This window comes from Variovorax glacialis (genome assembly GCF_051216375.1).
Taxonomy (GTDB): domain Bacteria; phylum Pseudomonadota; class Gammaproteobacteria; order Burkholderiales; family Burkholderiaceae_C; genus Variovorax.
Window position 1 is genome coordinate 103,219 of sequence record NZ_JBPJZT010000004.1, and the last position, 20,898, is coordinate 124,116.

A 20,898-nucleotide genomic window follows, 5' to 3' on the forward strand; every position below is an offset into this window, starting at 1 on the left:
GTGTTCCCGGATTTCATTGCAAGCCCATCGCCTGTCGCGCGATCCAGTTCTTGACGAGCCGTGTGCGGTCGAAGCCGCGCATGCCCCAGTTCCGCAGCGCCGGCAGGGGATCGGCGCTGTGGGCGAAGAGTTGCTGCAGGCCGTCGGTCGCGAGGCTCATCGACAGCACATCGGTGCGGCGCGCCCGTTCATAGCGCCGGAGCAGCCGGGCGTCGCCGACGCTGCGCCAGTAGTCGCGCGACTTGATCACGTCTGCGAGGACCGCCGCGTCCGCAAGGCCCAGGTTCAGGCCTTGCCCTGCGAGCGGGTGCACCGTGTGCGCCGCGTCGCCCGCCAGAGCCCAGGCGGCGCCGTCGTCGAACTGGCCCGTCCAGCGGTTGGCGATGGCACGCTGCAGCGGCCAGGCGGCGCGCTCGCTGGTGAGCCGAAGCCCACCGAGCGCCCTGTGGGTCGCCTCGCTCATCGCAGCGTTGAACTCGTCGGCGCCTTGCGCGAGGAGGGCGGGCGCGCGAAGCTGGTCGACCGACCACACGAGCGCCAGCGAACGGTCGAGGCTGGCCGGCGCGTCCGCGGGGCGATTCGCGTCGCCCATCGGCAGCAGCGCCAGCACTTCGCCCTTGTCGCTGAACCATTGGCGGGCGGTGCCGTCATGCGGCAATTCGGCTTCGACGCGTGCGGCGATCGCGTGCTGGGCGTAGCGCGTCACTTCGTAGTCGACGCCCAGCGCTTCGCGCGTGGCGCTCATGCGGCCTTCGCAGACCACCGTGAGCGCGGCGGAGACAGGTGCCGTCACGATTTCGATACGGGGCTGGAAGCGCACCGCGTCGCCCAGTTGGCGTTCGAGTGCCGGCACGTCGACGATCCAGGCCAGCGCGTCGACCTTCTGGCGCGCCGCGTTGAACTGCACCCGGCCGCCTTCGTCGCCATGCACCAGCATCTCGCGCACGGGCGTGGCGTGAGCCGTGTCCGGCCAGGCACGCAACGACTCGAGCAGGGTCCTGGAGGCGGCATTGAGCGCGTAGGCGCGGACATCCGGCCCGTTCGGTGCACTGGCGGGCACGACCAGCGCCACGCGCACGCGTTCGCGCGCCAGCAGGAGTGCCAGCGTGCGTCCGACGATGCCGGCACCGCGAATGCAGACTTCGGGGGGGAGAGCCATCGCGGCATTGTAGGAGGAGCCTTCCCACCAGGGCGCCGTGCTGGACAATCGCGCTTCTTGGAAAAGGACCTGCCCGTGAATGTTTCCGACTTCGACCTCCAGGCGACCATCGCGCGCCTGTTCGTCTATCCGATCAAATCGTGCGCCGGCGTCGAGTTGCAAGAGACGCTCCTGATCGAAACCGGACTGGAATTCGACCGCGCCTGGATGGTGGTCGACAGCGCCGGCGAGTTCGTCTCCCAGCGCGAACTGCCACGCATGGCGCTGATCCGGCCGCAACTCAAGCACTCCGAGATGGTGCTGCGGGCCCCGGGCATGCTGGCGCTGCACATTGCCTTCGATCGCGTCGAGGGACCGGTGCGCGTGCGCGTCTGGAAGGACGAGGTCGCCGCCTACGACATGGGCGACATCGCCGCGCAATGGTTCAGTGATTTCCTTTCGGAGCCAGGGCAGCCCCGCAAGCTCCGGCTGGTGCGCTTCGATCCCGAGCAGGCACGACTGTCGAGCCTGAAATGGACTGGCGGCGTCGAGGCGCCGAATCAGTTCGCCGACGGATTCCCCTTGCTCGTGGCCAGCGAGGGCTCGCTCGCCGAACTCAACCAGAGGCTGCTGGCCGCCGGGCATGAATCCGTCGGCATCGAGCGCTTCAGGCCCAACGTGGTGCTGGCCGGCGTCGAGGCGCACGACGAGGATCGGGTCGAAACGCTGCATGTCCAGACCGCCGAGGGCGAGGTCAGCCTGCGCCCCGTCAAGCCTTGCGCGCGCTGCCCGATCGCCGACATCGATCCGGCGACCGGCCTCGGCAGCCCCGTCGTCGGGGACATGCTGCGGACGTATCGCTCCGATCCGCGCGTCAACGGCGCGATCACCTTCGGCATGAATGCGATCGTGCTGCAGGGCGTGGAGCATGCGCTCAGGGTCGGTCAGCCGGTGGGCGCCAACCTGCGCTTCGAATGAGGCCGTAGCCCCGGATCTAGGGCGCGAAAGGCCGGGCGCCTAAAATCACCGGTTACCCCAAGATTTCTGAAAGCCCCCGCCATGAGTCTCCAGTGCGGCATCGTCGGCCTGCCCAACGTCGGCAAGTCCACCCTCTTCAACGCGTTGACCAAGGCAGGCATCGCGGCCGAGAACTATCCCTTCTGCACGATCGAGCCGAACGTCGGCGTGGTCGAAGTCCCGGACCAGCGCCTTGCGCAACTGGCCGAGATCGTGAAGCCGGAGCGCATCGTGCCGGCGATCGTCGAGTTCGTCGACATCGCGGGCCTGGTGGCCGGTGCCAGCCAGGGCGAAGGATTGGGCAACCAATTCCTCGCGCACATCCGCGAGACCGATGCAATCGTGAATGTCGTGCGCTGCTTCGAGGACGACAACGTCATCCACGTGGCCGGCAAGGTCGACCCGATCTCCGACATCGAGGTGATCCAGACCGAACTGTGCCTGGCCGACCTCTCGACGGTCGAAAAGGCCCTGCATCGCCACACGAAGACGGCGCGTTCCGGCGACAAGGAAGCGATCAAGCTGGTCGCGCTGCTCGAGAAGTGCGAGGCTGCACTGAATGAGAACAAGCCGGTGCGCGCGGTTGAATTCAGCAAGGAAGACAAGCCGCTGATCAAGCAGTTCTCGCTGATCACCGCCAAGCCGGCGATGTTCGTCGGCAACGTCGCCGAGGACGGCTTCGAGAACAACCCGTTCCTGGATCGCCTGCGCGAATACGCGGCCGCGCAGAACGCACCCGTCGTCGCCATCTGCGCCAAGATCGAGGCCGAACTGGCCGACATGGACGATGAAGACCGGACGATGTTCCTCGCCGAGATCGGGCAGGAGGAGCCGGGGCTCAACCGCCTGATCCGCGCCGCATACACGCTGCTCGGTCTGCAGACCTACTTCACCGCTGGCGTCAAGGAAGTGCGCGCCTGGACCATCCACATCGGCGACACCGGCCCCCAGGCGGCCGGCGTGATCCACACCGATTTCGAGAAGGGCTACATCCGCGCCCAGACCATCGCCTTCAACGACTTCATCGCGTACAAGGGCGAGCAGGGCGCGAAGGATGCCGGCAAGATGCGTGCGGAAGGCAAGGAGTACGTCGTCAAGGATGGCGACGTGATGAACTTCCTGTTCAGTTCCTGAGCCGCCACACACCCACGCATGATCACCGTCCATCACCTGAACAACTCGCGCTCGCAGCGTGTCCTCTGGCTTCTCGAAGAACTCGAACTGCCTTACGAGATCGTCCACTACCAGCGCGATCCGAAGACCATGCTCGCGCCCCCCACCTTGCGCGCGGTGCATCCCTTGGGCAAGTCGCCGGTGGTGACGACCGACGATGGGCTAACGCTCGCGGAATCGGGTGCGATCCTCGAGACCTTGATCGAACGCTACGGCAATGGCCGCCTTGCGCCGCCGGCGGGCTCGCCCGAAGCCTTGCGCTATCGTTATTGGCTTCACTTTGCAGAAGGTTCGGCCATGCCGCCGCTTCTGATGAAGCTGGTGTTCGACCGGATCGAGAACTCGAAGATGCCTTTCTTCGCCAAGCCGATCGCCCGCTCCATCGCGGCGAAGGCCAAGGCGGGGCTCGTCACGCCGAATATCAAGAGCCATCTCGACTTCATGGAAGGCGAACTCGGCAAGAGCGAATGGTTCGCCGGCGATGCCTTTACCGGTGCCGACATCCAGATGAGCTTTCCGGTGGAGGCCGCCGCGGTGCGTGGCGGGCTCGATGCGTCGCGCCCCCGGTTGATGGCGTACCTCGAGCGCATTCACGCGCGACCGGCCTATCGCCGCGCGCTGGAGCGCGGTGGTCCGTACGGACTGCTGAAGTGACCCGGGCCTAGTTGGGCCAGATGTAAAGCAGCGCGACCGTCATCGTGACGTACCGCGCGAACTTGCCGATCGCCATATAGAACACGCAGGGCCAGAACGGCAACTGCAGCCATCCCGCGACGGCGCAGAGCGGGTCGCCGACGATCGGCAGCCAGCTCAGCAGACAGGCCTTCGGTCCCAGGCGTTCGAGCCAGGTCAGCACGCGCAGATGGTGCTTGGAGTGCGAGTACTTGTCGGCCACCTTGTGAGCGCCGTAGCCCATCCACCAATCGACGATGCCCCCCAAGGTGTTGCCGATTGTGGCGACGAAGATGGCGGGCCAGAACATGTCCGGGTTGAGCTTGAGCAGCCCGAAGAGCACCGGCTCCGAGCCGACCGGCAGCAGCGTCGCCGACACGAAGGCGGCGATGAATACCGTGCTCAACCCGTATTGCGGCAGCGCGAGAAGCGCGAGAAGTGAGTCGAGCCAGGCTTGCATGTGCGCCGGAGTATAGAAAGGCACCGACCTGTTGGCGTGTAGGTGCAAGTACGGGCATCGGGTGTCGCCAACCTGCCTTTCGCGTGTGGTCCAAGTGCAAATCGTTGCAGCCGACACATCGCCGCGCCGCTACAATCGTGCCTCATTTTTCAGCAGCCCAGCGCTCGCCACTTTCTCTCCATGACCCTGCAAATCGGCAACATCGCGCTGGAAAACCGCCTGTTCGTCGCGCCCATGGCAGGCGTCACCGACCGGCCGTACCGCATGCTCTGCCGTGCGCTCGGTGCGGGCTATGCGGTCAGCGAGATGGTGACTTCGCGCAAGGAGTTGTGGGGCACGCTCAAGACCTCGCGCCGCGCCAATCATGACGGTGAGCCCGGCCCCATTTCGGTGCAGATCGCGGGGACCGATGCGGACATGATGTCCGAGGCCGCGCTCTACAACATCGACCGCGGTGCGCAGATCATCGACATCAACATGGGTTGCCCCGCCAAGAAGGTGTGCAACAAGTGGGCAGGGTCCGCGCTGATGCGCGACGAGCCGCTCGCCCTCGAGATCGTGGAGGCGGTGGTGAAGGCGGCCGCACCGCGTCACGTGCCAGTGACACTCAAGATGCGCACCGGATGGAGCGAGGACCATCGCAATGCCGTGACACTCGCGCGCCGCTTCGAACAGGCCGGTGTGCAGATGCTCACCGTGCATGGCCGCACGCGCGAGCAAGGCTACAAGGGCCACGCCGAGTACGACACGATCGCGGCGGTCAAGGCCGCCGTGCGAATTCCGGTTGTCGCCAACGGCGACATCACCACACCCGAGAAGGCACGCGACGTGTTGGCGCTCACTGGCGCCGACGCGCTGATGGTGGGCCGCGCCGCGCAGGGGCGGCCCTGGATCTTCCGCGAGATCGCGCACTTTCTCGACACAGGCACGCACCTGGCCCCGCCGCTGGTGGCCGAGGTGCGACGCCTGATGCTCGACCATCTGCAGGAACACTACGTCCTCTATGGCGACTACAGCGGTGTCCGCACCGCGCGCAAGCACATCGGCTGGTACGTGCGCGCACTGCCGGGCGGCGAAGCATTCCGATCGACCATGAACGCCATCGAAGACTGCGACGCGCAGTTGCAGGCAGTGGCCGGTTTCTTCGACATGCTGGCCACCCGGATGGACCGCATTCCACACGCCGCGGGCGATGCGCTCGAACCATCGGACGAGCAGGCCGCCGATGCGCTGGCGTGAGAAGAACAGGACAAGAGGGTAAGAAGAGAAGGCCATGAGCAAGAAACACATCGAAGACTGCGTGCGCAGCAGCCTGGACAGCTATTTCCGCGACCTCCGCGGTACCGAACCCGACGGCATGTACGACATGCTCGTGCGCGTCGTCGAAAAGCCTCTGCTCGACGTCGTGATGACGCGCGCCGAGGGCAATCAATCCAAGGCCGCGCAATGGCTCGGCCTGAACCGCAACACGCTGCGCAAGAAGCTGGTCGAACACAAACTGCTGAAGTAACTCCTGATGAACGCACTGATCTCCGTTTCCGACAAGACCGGCATCCTCGAATTCGCGCAAGCCCTGCATGGCCTGGGCGTCAAGCTGCTCTCCACCGGCGGCACCGCCAAGTTGCTGGCCGACGCCGGCTTGCCGGTGACGGAAGTGGCGGAGCACACCGGGTTTCCCGAGATGCTCGACGGCCGCGTCAAGACCCTGCACCCCAAGGTGCATGGCGGCCTGCTGGCGCGCCGCGACCTGCCGGCCCACATGGCCGCGCTCGAGGAACACGGCATCGACACCATCGACCTGCTGGTGGTGAACCTCTATCCGTTCGAAGCCACGGTCGCGAAGTCCGGCTGCACGCTGGAAGACGCCATCGAGAACATCGACATCGGCGGTCCCGCCATGGTTCGCAGCGCGGCCAAGAACTGGAAGGACGTCGGCGTGCTGACCGATGCGTCGCAGTACCCGCAGGCACTCGCCGAGCTGAAGGCGGACGGCAAGCTGAGCGACAAGACCAAGTTCGCCTTCTCGGTCGCCGCGTTCAACCGCATCAGCCAGTACGACGGCGCGATCAGCGACTATCTCTCGCGCATCCAGGAAGACGGCAAGTACGCGCTGTTCCCGGCGCAGAGCAACGGCCGCTTCGTCAAGCTGCAGGACCTGCGCTATGGCGAGAACCCGCACCAGCAGGCCGCGTTCTATCGCGACCTGTACCCGGCGCCCGGCTCGCTGGTGACGGCGACGCAGCTCCAGGGCAAGGAGCTCAGCTACAACAACATCGCCGATGCCGACGCGGCCTGGGAGTGCGTGAAGAGCTTCGACACCCCCGCCTGCGTGATCGTCAAGCACGCCAATCCCTGCGGCGTCGCGACCGGCAAGGACCCGCTGGAGGCCTACAGCAAGGCCTTCAAGACCGATCCGACCTCGGCCTTCGGCGGCATCATCGCCTTCAACCGGCCGCTCGACCGCGCGGCGGCGGAGGCGGTGAGCAAGCAGTTCGTCGAGGTGCTGATGGCGCCCGGCTATGCGCCTGAGGCGCTCGAGGTGTTCAAGAGCAAGGTCAATGTGCGCATCCTCCAGATCGCGCTGCCGCCCGGCGGCAAGACCGACTGGGACAACGGCCGCAATGCAGTGGACGTGAAGCGCATCGGATCGGGCCTGCTCATGCAGACCGCCGACAACCGCGAGTTGTCGATCGACGAGCTCAAGATCGTCAGCAAGAAGCAGCCGACGCCGCAGCAACTGCAGGATCTGCTGTTCGCATGGAAGGTCGCGAAGTTCGTGAAGAGCAACGCGATCTTGTTCTGTGCGGATGGCATGACGATGGGCGTTGGCGCCGGCCAGATGAGCCGGCTCGACTCCGCCCGCATCGCGAGCATCAAGGCGCAGCACGCCGGCCTGTCGCTGTCGGGAACGGCCGTCGCGAGCGATGCGTTCTTCCCGTTCCGCGACGGCCTCGACGTGGTGGTGGATGCCGGTGCGACCTCGGTGATCCAGCCCGGTGGTTCGATGCGGGACCAGGAAGTGATCGACGCCGCCGACGAGCGCGGCGTGGTGATGGTGCTGTCAGGCGTTCGGCACTTTCGGCACTAGCTATTGCTCGCCCCCAGGCTTCGCGGGCTCTGTCGCCCACCCCCAGGCTTCGCGCACTTCGTGTCGCTACGCCTACCCCCTGCCGGGGGCAACACCGGCGGACCGGCTTAGCCGGATCCGCGGTGTTTCTGAACTTGGACGGCTAGGGGTTCTCGTTGGTGCCGTCGGAGAAGCGGTATTTCAGCTGGAAGCTGATGGCGCCGTACAGGCGGTTCTTGATGCTGGGGATGATCGCGATGTTCAGTCCCCAGTGCTTGCCTTCGATGGCTGCGGTCGGGATGAGCGCCGCGAACCAGCCGCCGTTGTTGGTCATCGGGTAGCCGTCGAAACCGCCGACGACGGCACCGAGCTTTACGCCGTAGAACTCGAAGGGCATGACGTAGAGGCCTGCGTAGTTCGAGTGCTTGCGATCGCTGTTGCGGAAGGCGCCGGCGGTCAGCGAGAAGGTCTTGTCGATGGGCCACTCGATGCCGAGGCCGGGGTTGAAGTCTTCGAGGCCTTTGTCGCGGTCGAAGTGCAGAGAGTAGAAGCCTGGGTTGATCCAGACCTGGCTGATGTCGACCTGGGCCAGGGCAAGGCCGGGCAGGAGCAGGCTCGCGCCTGCCAGGAGCGTTGGCAACTTCATGGGGACTACAGCGTCTTGAAGATTTGCCGGGCGGCTTCGATCGTGGCGGCGATGTCGTCCTCGCTGTGCGCCGAACTTACGAAACCCGCTTCGTACAAGGCCGGCGCGATGTAGACGCCGCGGTCCAGCAGGCCATGAAACAGCTTGTTGAACTTCGCGCCGTCGCTCTTCATGACGGCCGTGTAGTTCTGCGGCAGCGCATCGAGCAGGAAGAAGCCGAACATGCCGCCTTCGCTGTCGGCGCTGAATGCCACGCCTTCGGCCGCCGCCGCGGCCTTCAGGCCATCGGTGAGGGAGCGCGTCTTCTTCGACAGGGCTTCGAAGAAGCCGGGTCTGGCGATTTCCTTCAGCGTCGCGAGGCCGCAGGCCGTTGCCACCGGGTTGCCCGACAGCGTGCCGGCCTGGTAGACCGGCCCCAGGGGGGCAAGCTGTTCCATGATGGCGCGGGGGCCGCCAAACGCAGCGAGCGGCATGCCACCCCCGATCACCTTGCCCAGCACCGTCAGGTCCGGCGTGATGCCCAGCACGCCCTGCGCGCCGCGCAACCCGACCCGGAAGCCGGTCATGACCTCGTCGAAGATCAGCAGCGCACCGTGCTGCGTGCAAAGCTCGCGGCAACGCTTCGCGAAAGCGGCGCTGGCGCGCACGAAGTTCATGTTGCCCGCGATCGCCTCGATCATCAGGCACGCGATGTCCTGACCGTGGAGCGCGAACGCTTCCTCGAGTTGCGACAGGTTGTTGTATTCAAGAACCAGCGTGTGCTGGACCACCTCGGGCGGCACGCCGGCCGAAGTCGGATTGCCGAAAGTCGCGAGGCCGGATCCCGCCTTGACCAGCAGCGCATCCGCATGCCCGTGGTAGCAGCCCTCGAACTTGATGATGTACTTTCGTCCCGTCGCGCCGCGCGCGAGACGCAGCGCACTCATCGCCGCCTCGGTGCCCGAACTCACGAGCCGTACCATCTCCATCGACGGCACCAACGCAAGGATCGCTTCGGCCAACTCGATCTCGCGCTCCGTCGGCGCCCCGAACGAAAAGCCCTCGGTGACGGCACGCTGCACCGCTTCGACCACAGCAGGATGCCCGTGACCCAGGATCATCGGCCCCCACGACCCGATGTAGTCGATGTAGCGCTTGTCCGCCGCGTCCCAGAAGCAGGCCCCCTGCGCGCGCTTCACGAAACGCGGCGTCCCTCCCACCGCCTTGAAAGCCCGAACAGGCGAATTCACGCCCCCCGGTATCACAGCGCGCGCGCGCTCAAAAAGAATGTCGTTCTGATCAGTGTTCATCGGTCGTCAATCGGTATTCAAGCAAGCGAGGGCCGCCGCGCCCGGCCGCCCGTAGCGGCCGGCCCGCCCCCGGTAGGGGGTAGGCGAAGCGACACGCAGTGCGCGCAGCCTGGGGGCGAGCAACACTTAATGCCGAGTGTCGTGCGGCGGCAAGGCAAAGTCGGTCGGGGAGGCGGGGTCGCCATTGTCTTCGTCCTCGTCGTCTTCGGGCTGCGCCCAGAACAGGCGGTCGGGCAGCACGTGTCCCATGCCGGGTCGGAAACCCGCATCGAGGCACCGGTCCATGTAGCTCAGCGCCTCGCTGGTGGCCGCGACGAGATCGGTGCCACTGGCCAGCAGCGCAGCCAGCGCGGCGGACAGCGTGTCGCCGGCGCCTGCGAACACGGCATCGAGCCTTTCGTATTTTTCGCTCGCGAGCACCGATTGCGGCGATGCCAGCACGTTGTCGATGAACTGTTCGGGCAGCACGAGCCCGGTGACCAGCGTGTAGGGCACGCCGAACTCGCCCGCAGCCTTCGCGATGTCGCGTGCAGTGGGAGGGCGCTCACCGCTCCAGTCGGGCAGCAGCCAGCGCCACAGCGTGCTGTGGTTGCCGACCAGCACGGTGGTCTGTGGCAGCACCAGTTCGCGGAAAGCGTCGAGGTAGGCCTCGATCTGGGCGTCTTCCCACCACGAGAGGTTGGGCATGTAAGCGACGACAGGCACCTCGGGGTAGTCCGTGGCGGTCTCGGCCACGGTGCTCAGGTTCTCCGGCGAACCGACGAAGCCGATCTTGATGAGCTGCACTTCGACGTCTTCGAGGATCGCGCGAGCCTGCTCCGCGACGGCCTCTTCGTCGAATGTGAAGTGATCGAAGATTTCCGCGGTGTCGCGCGCGTACGCGCCGGTCACGACGGCCAGCATGTGGGCTCCCACCGAAGCCATGGCCAGCGCGTCGCCGCCCAGTCCACCCGCCCCGCTGGGGTCGCTGGCATTGAAGACCAGCACGCACGGCGGATTCAGATCGCTCTCTGCGGTGTCTTCGGGGTTCGAGGGGTCGGTAAGATCGCTCACTTTGTGATCGTGCTCTGTTGGTAGTAAAGAAGTGTTCATACCCAATCAGGGCTCACCGGATGGTGGCATATCTGAGACGATTCTCACGGGAATTGAGGATACGTCTGGATACGATCGTTGCATTTGATGAACAGGGACTTTAAGCTGCGATGAATACGAAAACCTGGATGTGCCTGATTTGTGGGTGGATCTATGACGAATCGGTGGGCGTGCCGGAAGATGGTATTGCAGCCGGTACGGCATGGGCTGATGTTCCGATGAACTGGACCTGCCCCGAGTGTGGAGCGCGCAAGGAAGACTTCGAAATGGTTGAGATCTGAAGCATGGCATAGGGCCGCGCTTCCTGCGCTCCCGAGGGAGTGCAGTGATCATCAAGGTGTCACAAGAGGAGCGGTGCGAATGAGCGCGAATGGATCCGGTTACAAGGTGCTCGTCATCGACGACAGCAACACCATTCGGCGCAGTGCCGAGATCTTCCTCAAGCAGGGCGGTCATGAAGTCCTGCTGGCCGAGGACGGCTTTGATGCCCTGTCCAAGGTCAACGATCACAAGCCCCACCTGATTTTTTGCGACATTCTGATGCCGCGCCTCGACGGCTATCAGACCTGCGCCATCATCAAGCGCAACTCGCATTTCTCCAATGTGCCTGTCGTGATGCTCTCGTCCAAGGACGGCGTCTTCGACAAGGCGCGCGGCCGCATGGTCGGCTCGCAGGACTATCTCACCAAACCTTTCACCAAGGATCAGCTGCTCCACGCCGTGGAGCAGTTCGGTATTGTTCAGGAAGCGCAGTAATGCCAATTCGCAAAGTGCTCGTGGTCGATGACTCGAAGACCGAACTGGTCTTTCTGACCGACCTCCTCCAGAAGAACGGCTTCTCGGTGAAAACCGCCGAGAACGCCGACGACGCCATGCGTCGTCTCGAGGAAGAGCAGCCCGACCTCATCCTCATGGATGTCGTGATGCCCGGTCAGAACGGTTTCCAGCTCACGCGTGCCATTGCACGCAATCCGCAGTACGCCGCGGTGCCGATCATCCTGTGCACGAGCAAGAACCAGGAGACCGATCGCGTCTGGGGCATGCGGCAAGGCGCCCGCGACTACATCGTCAAGCCCGTCAACGCGGCCGAGCTGATGGCCAAGATCAGCGCGCTGGCCTGATCGCGCAAGCAGCCCTCCGTCCATGGCCAACCGCGACGCTCTCCGCGCTTTCCAGTCCCGGCTCGCCAGTCGCCTCCAGGCGGCCCGCACCTCGGGCGTTTCCGCATCGTGGCTCGCCGTGGAGGCGGGCGAATCGAACTACCTGTTCCCGCTCGGGCATGCAGGCGAAATCTTTCCCTGGACACCTCCGCAGCACGTGCCTTACACCGAGCCCTGGTTCCTCGGCGTGGCCAACCTGCGCGGCGGACTCTACGGCGTCGTCCAGCTTTCGACCTTTGCCTCCGGCGCGGCGACAGCGCCCGCGGCCAGCGAGACGACGCGCGCGCAATCCCGGCTCGTTGCGCTCAACGAATTGCTCGAAGTCAACTGCGCGCTGCTGATCGACCGGCTGGTCGGCCTGCGCGGCGTGGACGCCTTCGTCGCATCGCAGCCGCCGGCCAGCGATGCGCCAGCCTGGCACGGACATGCCTACACCGACGCGGCGGGAGGGCGCTGGCAGGAAATCAACCTGCAGGCGCTTTCGCAGCAACCCCAATTTTTGAGCATCGGCGCCTGAGCGGACCGCCTTGCACCGACCCACCACCTGAAGGACCGACCGTGAGCTCGATCGCCGACAAGTTCAAGAAATTCCTGCCCGTGAGTGGCAGCAGCGTGTCAGTGGGCGCCGATAGCGCTGCAGCCCTGACGCTGGACAATGTCGAAACCTTGCAGCCCGAGGAGAAGACAGTGCTCATACGTAGGGATGCGTCTCCCGAATCGACCGCCCTTCCGGCCGACGCCGAAACCGATGCGACCGTGGGACAGGCCGCGGAGCAGGCGCCCGAGCCGGCGGCGTCGGTCGCCGAATCCGCCGCGCCGCGTGCCAGCCGGACGAGGCGCTCGCAGCGTTCGAGTCCGGCGCGCCAGCAGCGGATCCTCGCGATGGCACTGGCCGGCGTGGTGCTCCTGCTTCTGCTGGTGGCCGGCTCCGCCATCCTTCGCGCCGAACGCCTCGCGCAGCAGGTGGCTGCCACCGGCCAGTCGCTGATGCAGTCGCAGCGGCTCGCCAAATCGGTGTCGCAGGCGCTGGTCGGCAACGTCGCGGCTTTTGCGGAAGTCAAGGACAGCTCGGACGACCTGACCCGCCGCGTGCAGGGCCTCTCGAACGGCGACGACGCCCTCAAGCTCGAACGCGTCGGCACCCAGTACGACATGGAACTGAGCAAGATCACGCCGCTGGTCGAGCGTGCCGACAAGAGCGCCAAGGCCGTGCTGGCCCAGCAGCAGATCCTGACGCAGGTCGGCAACGCGCTGCGCGACATCAATCGCCAGTCGTCGGACCTGCTCGAAATGACCGAGACCGTGGCCTCGCTCAAGATGCAGCAGAACGCGACGCTGCCGGAGATTTCGGCTGCCGGCCAGCTGGTGATGCTGACGCAGCGCATCGGCAAGTCGGCCAACGAATTCCTCACCGTCGAAGGCGTGAGCCCCGATGCCGTGTTCCTGCTCGGCAAGGACCTGAACACCTTCCAGGAAGTCACGCGAGGCCTGCTCGACGGTAGCGCCCAGCAGCGCCTGCCCGGCACGCGCGATGCGCAGACCCGCCAGCAGCTCGAAGCCATCCTGAAGACCTACGAACAGACCCGCACGCAAGCCGGCGCCATCCTGGGCAACCTGCAGGGCCTGGTCGCCGCACGCGAAGCGCAAGCCGCCATCCTGGCCGACAGCGAACCCCTGCGCACGTCCCTGGGCGACCTGCAGGAAAAGCTCTCCGCACGCACCGGCCTGGGCGCTGGCACGGTGGTGATGCTCTTCGTGCTGTCGCTGGCCGCCCTGGCACTCGCCGGCGCGATCGGTTTCGTGCAGGTGCGCGAAGGCCGTGAACGTGCGGCTGCCGCCGAACGCGATCGCGTCGAAGCCGAGCGGGTCAGCGAGGACGCCAGCCGCGTCAACGCCGCCAACCAGGCCGCCATCTTGCGACTCATGAATGAACTGCAGACCGTCGCTGAAGGCGACCTGACGCAGGAAGCGACCGTGACCGAGGACATCACCGGCGCCATTGCCGACTCGGTGAACTACACGGTCGAAGAACTCCGCCTGCTGGTGGGCAACGTGCAGAACACGGCAACCCGCGTGGCACAGACGACGTCGCAGGTGGAAAGCACCTCGACCGAACTGCTCGCCGCATCGACCGAACAGCTCCGCGAGATTCGCGAAACCGGCCAGTCGGTGCTGACGATGGCCGAACGCATCAACGGCGTGTCCTCGCAGGCGCAAGAGTCCGCCACTGTGGCGCGCCAGTCGCTGCAAGCCGCATCGTCGGGCCTGCAAGCCGTGCAGAACGCGATCGGCGGCATGAACTCCATCCGCGACCAGATCCAGGAAACCTCCAAGCGGATCAAGCGCCTCGGCGAGTCGTCGCAGGAGATCGGCGAAATCACCGAACTGATCTCGGACATTACCGAGCAGACCAACGTGCTGGCGCTCAACGCCGCCATCCAGGCAGCGTCCGCTGGTGAAGCCGGCCGCGGCTTCTCGGTGGTGGCAGAAGAAGTGCAGCGACTGGCCGAGCGCTCCGCGGACGCGACGCGCCAGATCTCGGCGCTGGTGAAGGCGATTCAGACCGACACGCAGGACGCGGTCGGCGCCATGGAACGGTCCACGCAGGGTGTGGTGGAAGGGGCCAAGCTGTCCGACAACGCCGGTACCGCGCTGTCCGAGATCGACCGCGTGTCCCGCCGCCTCGCCGAGCTGATCGAACAGATTTCGCAATCCGCCTCCCGCGAAGCGGATTCGGCCAACGTGGTGGCAGCCAACATCCAGCACATCTTCGCCGTGACCGAGCAGACCGGCGAAGGTACCCGCACCACCGCGCAACAGGTCCGCGAGCTCTCGCACATGGCCGAGGAACTGCGTCAGTCCGTGTCTCGTTTCAAGATTGCCTGAACGCCGAGCGCCCAACGTGTCGACCTTAAGCCCAGCCACCGCCCACACAGCCGGCAACGCGCCGGCGACCGAGGACCTTGGGCCGCTGGCCTGGGTGCTCGGTGAGATCCAGAAATCGCTCGAAGGTGTGGGCAAGACGTTGCGGCGCTTTGCCCGCGACGCGTCCGCCGCCCTGCCGGGTGCCGAGATCGACACCGCGCCGCTGCGCCTCGCGCGGCAGCAGCTGCATCAGGCCGTCGGCGCATTGCAGATGGTGGGCCACACGGCGCCGGCCCTGGTGCTGGGTGCCATGGAGTTCGCGGTCCAGAGCTTCGTCACGGAGCCGCTTCGCTGCACCGATGCCGCGGTGCAGAAGATCGACCGTGCAGGTTTTGCTGTCGCCGACTTCCTGAATGCGTTGATCGCAGGGAAGGTCGTCTCGTCGGTCGCGCTCTTCCCGCAGTACCGCGAAGTGCTCGAACTCGTCGGCAACGAACGGGTCCACCCCGCCGATCTGTGGAGCATGACCTGGCGCTGGGTCGAGATCAAGCCCGCGCCCACCCAGACCGCGCTGGTGTACGACCCTGCCGTCCGCTCGAAGCTCGACCGCGAAGTGCTGAAGGTCGTCAAGAGTGGCGACGATCACGCCGCCCGCCGCCTGCAGGCCCTGTGCCTGGGGCTTGGCCGTGGCGCATCGGTGCCGCGCGTCGCCAGTTTCTGGACGCTCGCCGCCGGTTTCTTCGAGGCATTGGCGCTCGCGCTGATCCCGACCGACGCCCACGTGAAGCGCGCCGCCTCGCGCGTGCTGCTGCAGTACGCCACCCTGGCACGCGGCGACAACACCGTGTCCGACCGCCTGGGGCAGGATCTGCTGTTCTTCTGCGCGCAGGCTTCGCCCGGCGCGCGCGACGAGGCCGCCACCCTCCGCGCGGTGCGCGTTGCGTGGGGCGTTGCCAACGAGCAATCGGTCGACTACACGATCGAACAGTTCGGCCGCTTCGATCCGGTCGTGCTCGCGCAGGCGCGCAAGCGCATCGAGGCCGCCAAGGAAATGTGGTCGGCGCTTTCGGGCGGCGACGTGAACCGCACGCGGCAGGTGGCGGATACCTTTGCGCAGCTCGGCGAATCGCTGCAGAAGCTGCATCCGCCGAGTCAGCCGATGGTGCAGGCGCTGAACAACGCGGTCGAAGCGTCGCTTCGTACCGGCCAGCCGCCGGCGACGGAGCTGGCGATGGAAGTCGCGACGTCGGTTCTCTATCTCGAAGCGGCTTTCGAGGACCTCGATCCGCACGACCGCCAGCTCACGGCCCGTACCGTGCAACTCGCCGGCCGGATCGAGCGCGCGCGCGATGGCGGTCGCTCCGAGCCTCTCGAGCCGTGGATGGAAGAGCTGTACCGTCGCGTCAGCGACCGCCAGACGATGGGCACCGTCGTCGGCGAGCTCCGCAGCCACCTGAGCGAACTCGAAAAGTCGATGGACCAGTTCTTCCGTCGACCCACCGACAAGGGGTTGCTCCGCACCGTGCCGAGCCAGCTGCTGCAGATGCGCGGCGTGTTCTCGGTCCTCGGCCTGGACCAGGCGGCCCAGACCGTGCAGCGCATGCGCGAGAACGTCGACCAGTTGCTGGCCGACGAATCTTCCGCAAACGAGATCCAGGCTTTCGATTCGCTGGGCAACAACCTGGGCGCGCTCGGCTTCCTGATCGACATGCTCAGCTACCAGCCTGCGCTGGCCAAGCGGCTCTTCGTGTTCGATGCCGAGATCGGCGAACTGAAGCCGCTCATGGGTCGGCAGGCCAGCGATGCCAGCCTGCCCGAGGCGGTGGCGCCCGCGTCCTTCGCCTCGGCCGCCGGGCCGGTCGCGGTCACCGACACGGTGCTCAGCGTCGAAGAAGTCGATGCCCAGATCGCAGCCAAGCTCGCCGCGCTGGCGGGGCCGGGAAACCGCAAGGCGCCGCCGTCACCGATCGAGGAATTCAGCCGCGCCACGGCCAGCTGGACCGCGAAGATCACTGGGCCCGCGCCGCTGGAGGGGCTGCCCGACACCGAAGTGACGGAGCTCGAGGAAGACGACCTCCAGAACATCTTCCTGGACGAAGCCCGCGAAGTGCTGCACAACGGCCTTGCCGCCGTCTCCGCGCTCGGTTCGCGCCCGGACGACAGCGGCGAACTGACCGTGCTCCGCCGTGCGTTCCACACCCTCAAGGGAAGCTCCCGCATGGTCGGGCTGATGGACTTCGGCGAAGCCGCCTGGTCCTTCGAGCAGGTGCTGAACACCTGGCTCGCCGACCAGCGACCCGCCACGCCGGAACTGCTCGCCGGCACGAAGAGTTCGCTGCAGGACTTTGCGAAGTGGGTCGAAGCCATCGCCGCCGGCGAGCCGCACACCTGGCAGTCGGCGCCTTTCCGCGCCATTGCCGAGGCCCTGCGCACCGGCGAGCCGCTGGCGCCGCCGCCGGCCCCCGTCGCCGACGCCGATGCGCTGGTGGCCGCCGCCCGTCACATCGCCGCGGAATCGATCGTCGAGGCGCCGCCTGCGCCGATCGAGCCGTTGCCGCTCCCCGAGATGCCGGATCTTCCCGATCTGGAACTGGATTCGGAGCCGCTCGTTTTCGAAGCGCCGGTGGAGGAGGCGAAGCCTGCCGCGCCGCCGGCCGAGGAGACCACCGTCTGGTCGGGTCTCCACAATGCCGACAAGCATCGGGAAGAGGAAGTCGAACAGGAGCCGCAGCGCGAGGAAGAAATCGGCAGCGACGACGGATTCGCTTCGACGGACTTCCTTGATTTCGATGGCAAGCCCGAGGCGCCGCCGGCCAGCGAGGAGGTCCTCGGCGAACTTGAGGATGTCGATTTTCTGGAAACGGTGCACACGTCGCTCGAACCGATGCGTACACCGCAGCCGGAGCCGCAGCCGATGTCGGAGCCGATCCCGGCGCCGATGCACGCCTCGGACGCCGAGATCGAGGCCATGTTCGATGTGCCCGCACCGGCGCCCGAAGAGATTCCGGCGCCCGTGGAGGATCTGGCCTTCGAGCTGACGTTGACGCCGGAGTTCGAGGTCGAGCCAGAAGCCAAGGCAGAACCGGAGCCCGTGCTTGAAGCAGAGCCCGCGATCGAAGCAGCGCCGGCGCTTGAAGCCGAGCCTGAGATCGTCCCGGAGGCCGTGATCGAACCCGAGCCCGCGATCGAGCCGGAAGCCGTGGCCGAACCCGAGGTCGAGATCGTCGCGGAAGCCGCGATCGAACCCGAGACCGTCGCCGAGCCCGAGCCGGAAGCGCTCGCACCGATCGAGGAGGTGGTCCAGGAGGCGCCGCTCGAACCCATGGCCGAAGCAATCGAGCCGCCCGCTCCGGTGGCGCCGGTCGAAGCCGTCGCAGAGCGCGCCGCGGCAGCGAGCACCGAGGAACAAGTCAAGGTCATCGGCCCGCTGCGCATCGGCATCGCGCTCTACAACGTCTATCTGAACGAAGCCGACGAGTGGTCGCGGCAACTGGCCACCGAAGTCGGCGAATGGGCACTCGAATCGCACGAGCGGGTTGCCGACTCGACGATCGGCCTGGCGCACTCGCTGGCGGGCAGTTCGGCGACCGTGGGCTTCCAGAGCCTGTCGAACATGGCGCGCCTGTTTGAAGCGGCACTGCAGCATCTACAGATGCAGGGCCGTGGAACGCCGGAGCAGGGCGTGGTGCTGGTCGTGGCGGCCGAGGAACTGCGTCGCCTGCTGCATCAGTTCGCTGCAGGCTTCCTGCGCGATCCCACCGAGGAAACACTGCAGGCACTGCGCGAAGTCGCAGCCTCGCAACTGCCCGTCGAGCCGGTCGAAGGCCGCCTGGTGACTTTCCATGTGCCGCGCGATGCGATGGCGGACGTGGCGCTCGACGATTCCGAGGATGCGATCGATGTCGCCGACGCTGTCGACGTCGACCTCTTCCCGATCTTCGAGGAAGAAGCGGCGGAACTGCTGCCGCAACTCGGCGCAGCACTGCGCGACTGGGCGCAGCACCCGGAAGTCAGCGCGCCGCGCGCCTCCACCCTGCGCACGCTGCACACCCTCAAGGGCAGTGCGCGGCTGGCCGGCGCGATGCGCCTCGGCGAGCGCGCGCACCGCATGGAGTCCGACATCGAGTCGCTCGGTTCCGAAGGTGCCGACCGTCAGTCGATCGAACAACTGCTCACGCGCTTCGACGCATTGCAGGCCACCTTCGATGCGCTGCGTGCTGCGGATGACGCGGTCCAGACCGAACTGGCGCAACGCGCGGTCGCTGCTGCGCCCGCGCCGAAGCCGGTCGAACTGCCGGTCGCCGTCGAGCTGCCGGCCATCGAGAAGAAGGAAGAAGAGGCCCCTGCTGTCGAGCCCGAATCCGTCGTGGAACGCGGCACGGTGGCGATGCCGTCGCCATCGGCGCTCACGCCGCTGCGTTCCATCTCGAACCAGGCGGTGCGCATCCGCACGCACCTGCTCGACCGGCTCGTCGCACAAGCCGGCGAGGTGATCATCACGCGTTCGCGCCTCGAGGCCGAACTGGGCCAGTTGCGCAGTTCGCTCGGCGACCTGACCGGCAACCTCGACCGCCTGCGCCAGCAGTTGCGCGACATCGAGGTCCAGGCCGAAAGCCAGATGCAGTCGCGCCTGGCGCAGGCGAAGGATTCGCAGCAAGGCTTCGACCCGCTCGAGTTCGACCGCTTCACGCGCGTGCAGGAACTCACCCGCATGATGGCCGAGTCGGTCAACGACGTGGCGACCGTGCAGCGCACGCTCCAGCGGACGGTGCAGGCCACGGAAGACGACCTGAGCGCCCAGGCGCGGCAGACCCGCGAGCTTCAGCGCGGCCTGTTGCGCACGCGCATGGTCGAGTTCGAAGGCATCTCCGAACGTCTGTACCGCGTCATTCGCCAGGCCTCGAAAGACACCGGCAAGCAGGTGCGCCTGGACATCGTCGGCGGCTCGATCGAGATGGACCGGGGCGTGCTCGACCGCATGACGCCGGCTTTCGAGCATCTGCTGCGCAATTGCGTCGCGCACGGCATCGAGGACGCCTCGGTGCGCGAGAAGGCCGGCAAGGATCCGAGCGGCCTCATCGTCATCGAGCTGCATCACGAAGGAAACGACGTCTCGGTCAGCTTCCGCGACGACGGCGCCGGTCTGAACTTCGATCGCATTGCCGCCAGGGCCTTGTCGCTCGGCCTGATCCCGCAGGGCAAGCAACTCAGCAACGAGGAAGCGGCCGAACTGATCTTCCAGCCCGGCTTCTCCACGGCGGAGCAGGTTTCCGAACTGGCCGGTCGCGGCATCGGCATGGACGTGGTGCGCGCGGAAGTCGCGGCACTCGGCGGGCGCATCGAAACGAACAGCCAGTCGGGGCAGGGCACGGTCTTCAAGCTGGTGCTGCCGCTGACGACCGCCGTGACGCACGTCGTGTTGATGCGCGCGGGTTCGACGTCGATCGGCGTGCCTTCGAGCCTGGTCGAACTGGTGTTGCGTGCCGGTGCCTCGGATCTCGAACTGGCCTACCTCAACCAGCGCTACGCCTTCGGCGGCGAACAGGTCCCGTTCTACTGGGCCGGTGCGCTGCTCCAGTCCTCCGCTGGCAGCGAACGTGCGCCGGGCAAGGCCAACACGATCGTCATCGTGCGAAGCGCCGCGCAGCGGATCGCCCTGCACGTCGACGAAGTCCTGGGCAACCAGGAAGTCGTGGTCAAGAACCTCGGGCCGCAGCTTTCCCGGCTGCCGGGCATGGCCGCCATCTCGGTGCTGGCCTCCGGCGCGGTGGCGCTCATCTACAACCCGGTCGCACTGGCCGCGGTGCATGGCGAACAGGCCCGCGAGCTCCAGGCATCGCGCAGTCGTCAGGGAGCGAGCAAGGATGTCGGCAGCGCGGAGCCCACGCAGCACGTGCCGGCAACGGTGCCGCAGGTTCCGCTGATCCTGGTGGTGGACGATTCGATCACGGTCCGGCGCGTCACGCAGCGCCTGCTTCAGCGCGAAGGCTATCGCGTGTCGCTGGCGGCCGATGGCTTGCAGGCGCTCGAACGGCTCCAGCAGGAGCGCCCGGCGGTCGTGCTGTCGGACATCGAGATGCCTCGCATGGACGGCTTCGACCTCGCGCGCAACATCCGCGCGGACGAGTCGCTGGCCGACCTGCCGATCATCATGATCACGTCGCGGATCGCGGAGAAGCACCACGACCACGCGCGTGCGCTGGGCGTCAACCACTACCTGGGCAAGCCCTACTCGGAAGAGGAGCTGCTGCGTCTGGTGCGAAGCTACACCGGCGTCGAAGTGCCAGTGGCCTTGGTGGCTTGACCAGGCTCACCCCCA

General features: G+C 66.4%; 17 protein-coding genes. 12 read left to right on the top strand and 5 right to left on the bottom strand.

The genetic code is table 11. The annotated features are described in order from the left end of the window. Positions 1-13 precede the first annotated feature (13 nt). On the bottom strand, positions 14-1,159 hold the full coding sequence (locus ACSFBL_RS12120; protein WP_435516034.1) for an FAD-dependent monooxygenase: 1,146 nt from the start codon (positions 1,157-1,159) through the stop codon (positions 14-16). Between the two features lie 75 nt (positions 1,160-1,234). On the opposite strand from ACSFBL_RS12120, the gene ACSFBL_RS12125 reads away from it, so the two are divergent. The 3 genes from ACSFBL_RS12125 (at position 1,235) to ACSFBL_RS12135 (ending at position 3,982) form a co-directional block, all read left to right on the top strand. Then, a complete protein-coding gene (locus ACSFBL_RS12125) occupies positions 1,235-2,116 on the top strand; it encodes an MOSC domain-containing protein (RefSeq protein ID WP_435516035.1) in 882 nt (293 codons plus the stop codon). Between the two features lie 81 nt (positions 2,117-2,197). Next, positions 2,198-3,289, top strand: coding sequence for a redox-regulated ATPase YchF (gene ychF, locus ACSFBL_RS12130; RefSeq protein WP_435516036.1), 1,092 nt, complete (start codon positions 2,198-2,200; stop codon positions 3,287-3,289). Between the two features lie 18 nt (positions 3,290-3,307). Next, positions 3,308-3,982 carry a glutathione S-transferase gene (locus tag ACSFBL_RS12135; RefSeq protein ID WP_435516037.1) on the top strand — a complete coding sequence of 225 codons (675 nt, stop codon included), beginning with the start codon at positions 3,308-3,310 and terminating at the stop codon, positions 3,980-3,982. A gap of 7 nt (positions 3,983-3,989) precedes the next feature. On the opposite strand, the gene ACSFBL_RS12140 is transcribed toward ACSFBL_RS12135, so the two are convergent. Next, a complete protein-coding gene (locus tag ACSFBL_RS12140; protein ID WP_435516038.1) occupies positions 3,990-4,460 on the bottom strand; it encodes a YqaA family protein in 471 nt (156 codons plus the stop codon). 180 nt (positions 4,461-4,640) lie between these two features. Here ACSFBL_RS12140 and dusB point away from each other — a divergent pair, with 180 nt between their 5' ends. Genes dusB through purH form a run of 3 tightly spaced genes read left to right on the top strand, consistent with a single transcriptional unit; the run spans position 4,641 to position 7,548 of the window. Next, a complete protein-coding gene (gene dusB / locus ACSFBL_RS12145; RefSeq protein WP_435516039.1) occupies positions 4,641-5,699 on the top strand; it encodes a tRNA dihydrouridine synthase DusB in 1,059 nt (352 codons plus the stop codon). A gap of 34 nt (positions 5,700-5,733) precedes the next feature. After that, positions 5,734-5,970 carry a Fis family transcriptional regulator gene (locus tag ACSFBL_RS12150; RefSeq protein ID WP_068683508.1) on the top strand — a complete coding sequence of 79 codons (237 nt, stop codon included), beginning with the start codon at positions 5,734-5,736 and terminating at the stop codon, positions 5,968-5,970. Positions 5,971-5,976: 6 nt separating this feature from the next. After that, positions 5,977-7,548 (top strand): bifunctional phosphoribosylaminoimidazolecarboxamide formyltransferase/IMP cyclohydrolase, encoded by a 1,572-nt coding sequence (purH, locus tag ACSFBL_RS12155; protein ID WP_435516040.1) that lies wholly within the window; start codon positions 5,977-5,979, stop codon positions 7,546-7,548. Between the two features lie 142 nt (positions 7,549-7,690). Here purH and ACSFBL_RS12160 read toward each other — a convergent pair whose 3' ends face one another. The 3 genes from ACSFBL_RS12160 to thiD form a co-directional block, all read right to left on the bottom strand. After that, positions 7,691-8,173: a hypothetical protein gene (locus ACSFBL_RS12160; RefSeq protein WP_435516041.1), complete on the bottom strand. Its 483-nt coding sequence runs from the start codon at positions 8,171-8,173 to the stop codon at positions 7,691-7,693. Positions 8,174-8,178: 5 nt separating this feature from the next. Next, positions 8,179-9,462, bottom strand: coding sequence for a glutamate-1-semialdehyde 2,1-aminomutase (gene hemL, locus ACSFBL_RS12165; protein WP_435516042.1), 1,284 nt, complete (start codon positions 9,460-9,462; stop codon positions 8,179-8,181). A gap of 126 nt (positions 9,463-9,588) precedes the next feature. After that, positions 9,589-10,554: a bifunctional hydroxymethylpyrimidine kinase/phosphomethylpyrimidine kinase gene (gene thiD / locus ACSFBL_RS12170; RefSeq protein ID WP_435516043.1), complete on the bottom strand. Its 966-nt coding sequence runs from the start codon at positions 10,552-10,554 to the stop codon at positions 9,589-9,591. 110 nt (positions 10,555-10,664) lie between these two features. On the opposite strand from thiD, the gene ACSFBL_RS12175 reads away from it, so the two are divergent. The 6 genes from ACSFBL_RS12175 to ACSFBL_RS12200 all read left to right on the top strand — a co-directional run bounded on the left by ACSFBL_RS12175 (position 10,665) and on the right by ACSFBL_RS12200 (position 20,883). Continuing rightward, on the top strand, positions 10,665-10,835 hold the full coding sequence (locus ACSFBL_RS12175; RefSeq protein ID WP_081781356.1) for a rubredoxin: 171 nt from the start codon (positions 10,665-10,667) through the stop codon (positions 10,833-10,835). A 79-nt stretch (positions 10,836-10,914) separates the two neighbouring features. Beyond that, the gene (locus tag ACSFBL_RS12180) at positions 10,915-11,310 is read left to right on the top strand and encodes a response regulator (RefSeq protein WP_028249488.1); all 396 of its coding nucleotides are present in this window, start codon (positions 10,915-10,917) and stop codon (positions 11,308-11,310) included. Continuing rightward, positions 11,310-11,675 carry a response regulator transcription factor gene (locus tag ACSFBL_RS12185; RefSeq protein WP_435516044.1) on the top strand — a complete coding sequence of 122 codons (366 nt, stop codon included), beginning with the start codon at positions 11,310-11,312 and terminating at the stop codon, positions 11,673-11,675. Before ACSFBL_RS12180 ends, ACSFBL_RS12185 begins: the two co-directional genes overlap by 1 nt. A 22-nt stretch (positions 11,676-11,697) precedes the next feature. Then, positions 11,698-12,231 carry a chemotaxis protein CheW gene (locus ACSFBL_RS12190; protein WP_435516045.1) on the top strand — a complete coding sequence of 178 codons (534 nt, stop codon included), beginning with the start codon at positions 11,698-11,700 and terminating at the stop codon, positions 12,229-12,231. Positions 12,232-12,272: 41 nt separating this feature from the next. After that, positions 12,273-14,600, top strand: a complete 2,328-nt coding sequence (locus ACSFBL_RS12195) for a methyl-accepting chemotaxis protein (RefSeq protein ID WP_435516046.1) — start codon at positions 12,273-12,275, stop codon at positions 14,598-14,600. A 16-nt stretch (positions 14,601-14,616) separates the two neighbouring features. Then, on the top strand, positions 14,617-20,883 hold the full coding sequence (locus ACSFBL_RS12200) for a hybrid sensor histidine kinase/response regulator (protein ID WP_435516047.1): 6,267 nt from the start codon (positions 14,617-14,619) through the stop codon (positions 20,881-20,883). Positions 20,884-20,898 lie beyond the last annotated feature (15 nt).

Bases quoted from the DNA above. Each gene is read 5' to 3' on its own strand.
- ACSFBL_RS12140 (WP_435516038.1), bottom strand. From the start codon at position 4,460: ATGCAAGCCTGGCTCGACTCACTTCTCGCGCTTCTCGCGCTGCCGCAA.
- ACSFBL_RS12190 (WP_435516045.1), top strand. From the start codon at position 11,698: ATGGCCAACCGCGACGCTCTCCGCGCTTTCCAGTCCCGGCTCGCCAGT.
- purH (WP_435516040.1), top strand. From the start codon at position 5,977: ATGAACGCACTGATCTCCGTTTCCGACAAGACCGGCATCCTCGAATTC.
- hemL (WP_435516042.1), bottom strand. From the start codon at position 9,462: ATGAACACTGATCAGAACGACATTCTTTTTGAGCGCGCGCGCGCTGTG.
- ACSFBL_RS12160 (WP_435516041.1), bottom strand. From the start codon at position 8,173: ATGAAGTTGCCAACGCTCCTGGCAGGCGCGAGCCTGCTCCTGCCCGGC.
- ACSFBL_RS12120 (WP_435516034.1), bottom strand. From the start codon at position 1,159: ATGGCTCTCCCCCCCGAAGTCTGCATTCGCGGTGCCGGCATCGTCGGA.
- dusB (WP_435516039.1), top strand. From the start codon at position 4,641: ATGACCCTGCAAATCGGCAACATCGCGCTGGAAAACCGCCTGTTCGTC.
- ACSFBL_RS12175 (WP_081781356.1), top strand. From the start codon at position 10,665: ATGAATACGAAAACCTGGATGTGCCTGATTTGTGGGTGGATCTATGAC.
- ACSFBL_RS12185 (WP_435516044.1), top strand. From the start codon at position 11,310: ATGCCAATTCGCAAAGTGCTCGTGGTCGATGACTCGAAGACCGAACTG.
- ACSFBL_RS12135 (WP_435516037.1), top strand. From the start codon at position 3,308: ATGATCACCGTCCATCACCTGAACAACTCGCGCTCGCAGCGTGTCCTC.
- ACSFBL_RS12150 (WP_068683508.1), top strand. From the start codon at position 5,734: ATGAGCAAGAAACACATCGAAGACTGCGTGCGCAGCAGCCTGGACAGC.
- thiD (WP_435516043.1), bottom strand. From the start codon at position 10,554: ATGAACACTTCTTTACTACCAACAGAGCACGATCACAAAGTGAGCGAT.
- ACSFBL_RS12180 (WP_028249488.1), top strand. From the start codon at position 10,915: ATGAGCGCGAATGGATCCGGTTACAAGGTGCTCGTCATCGACGACAGC.
- ychF (WP_435516036.1), top strand. From the start codon at position 2,198: ATGAGTCTCCAGTGCGGCATCGTCGGCCTGCCCAACGTCGGCAAGTCC.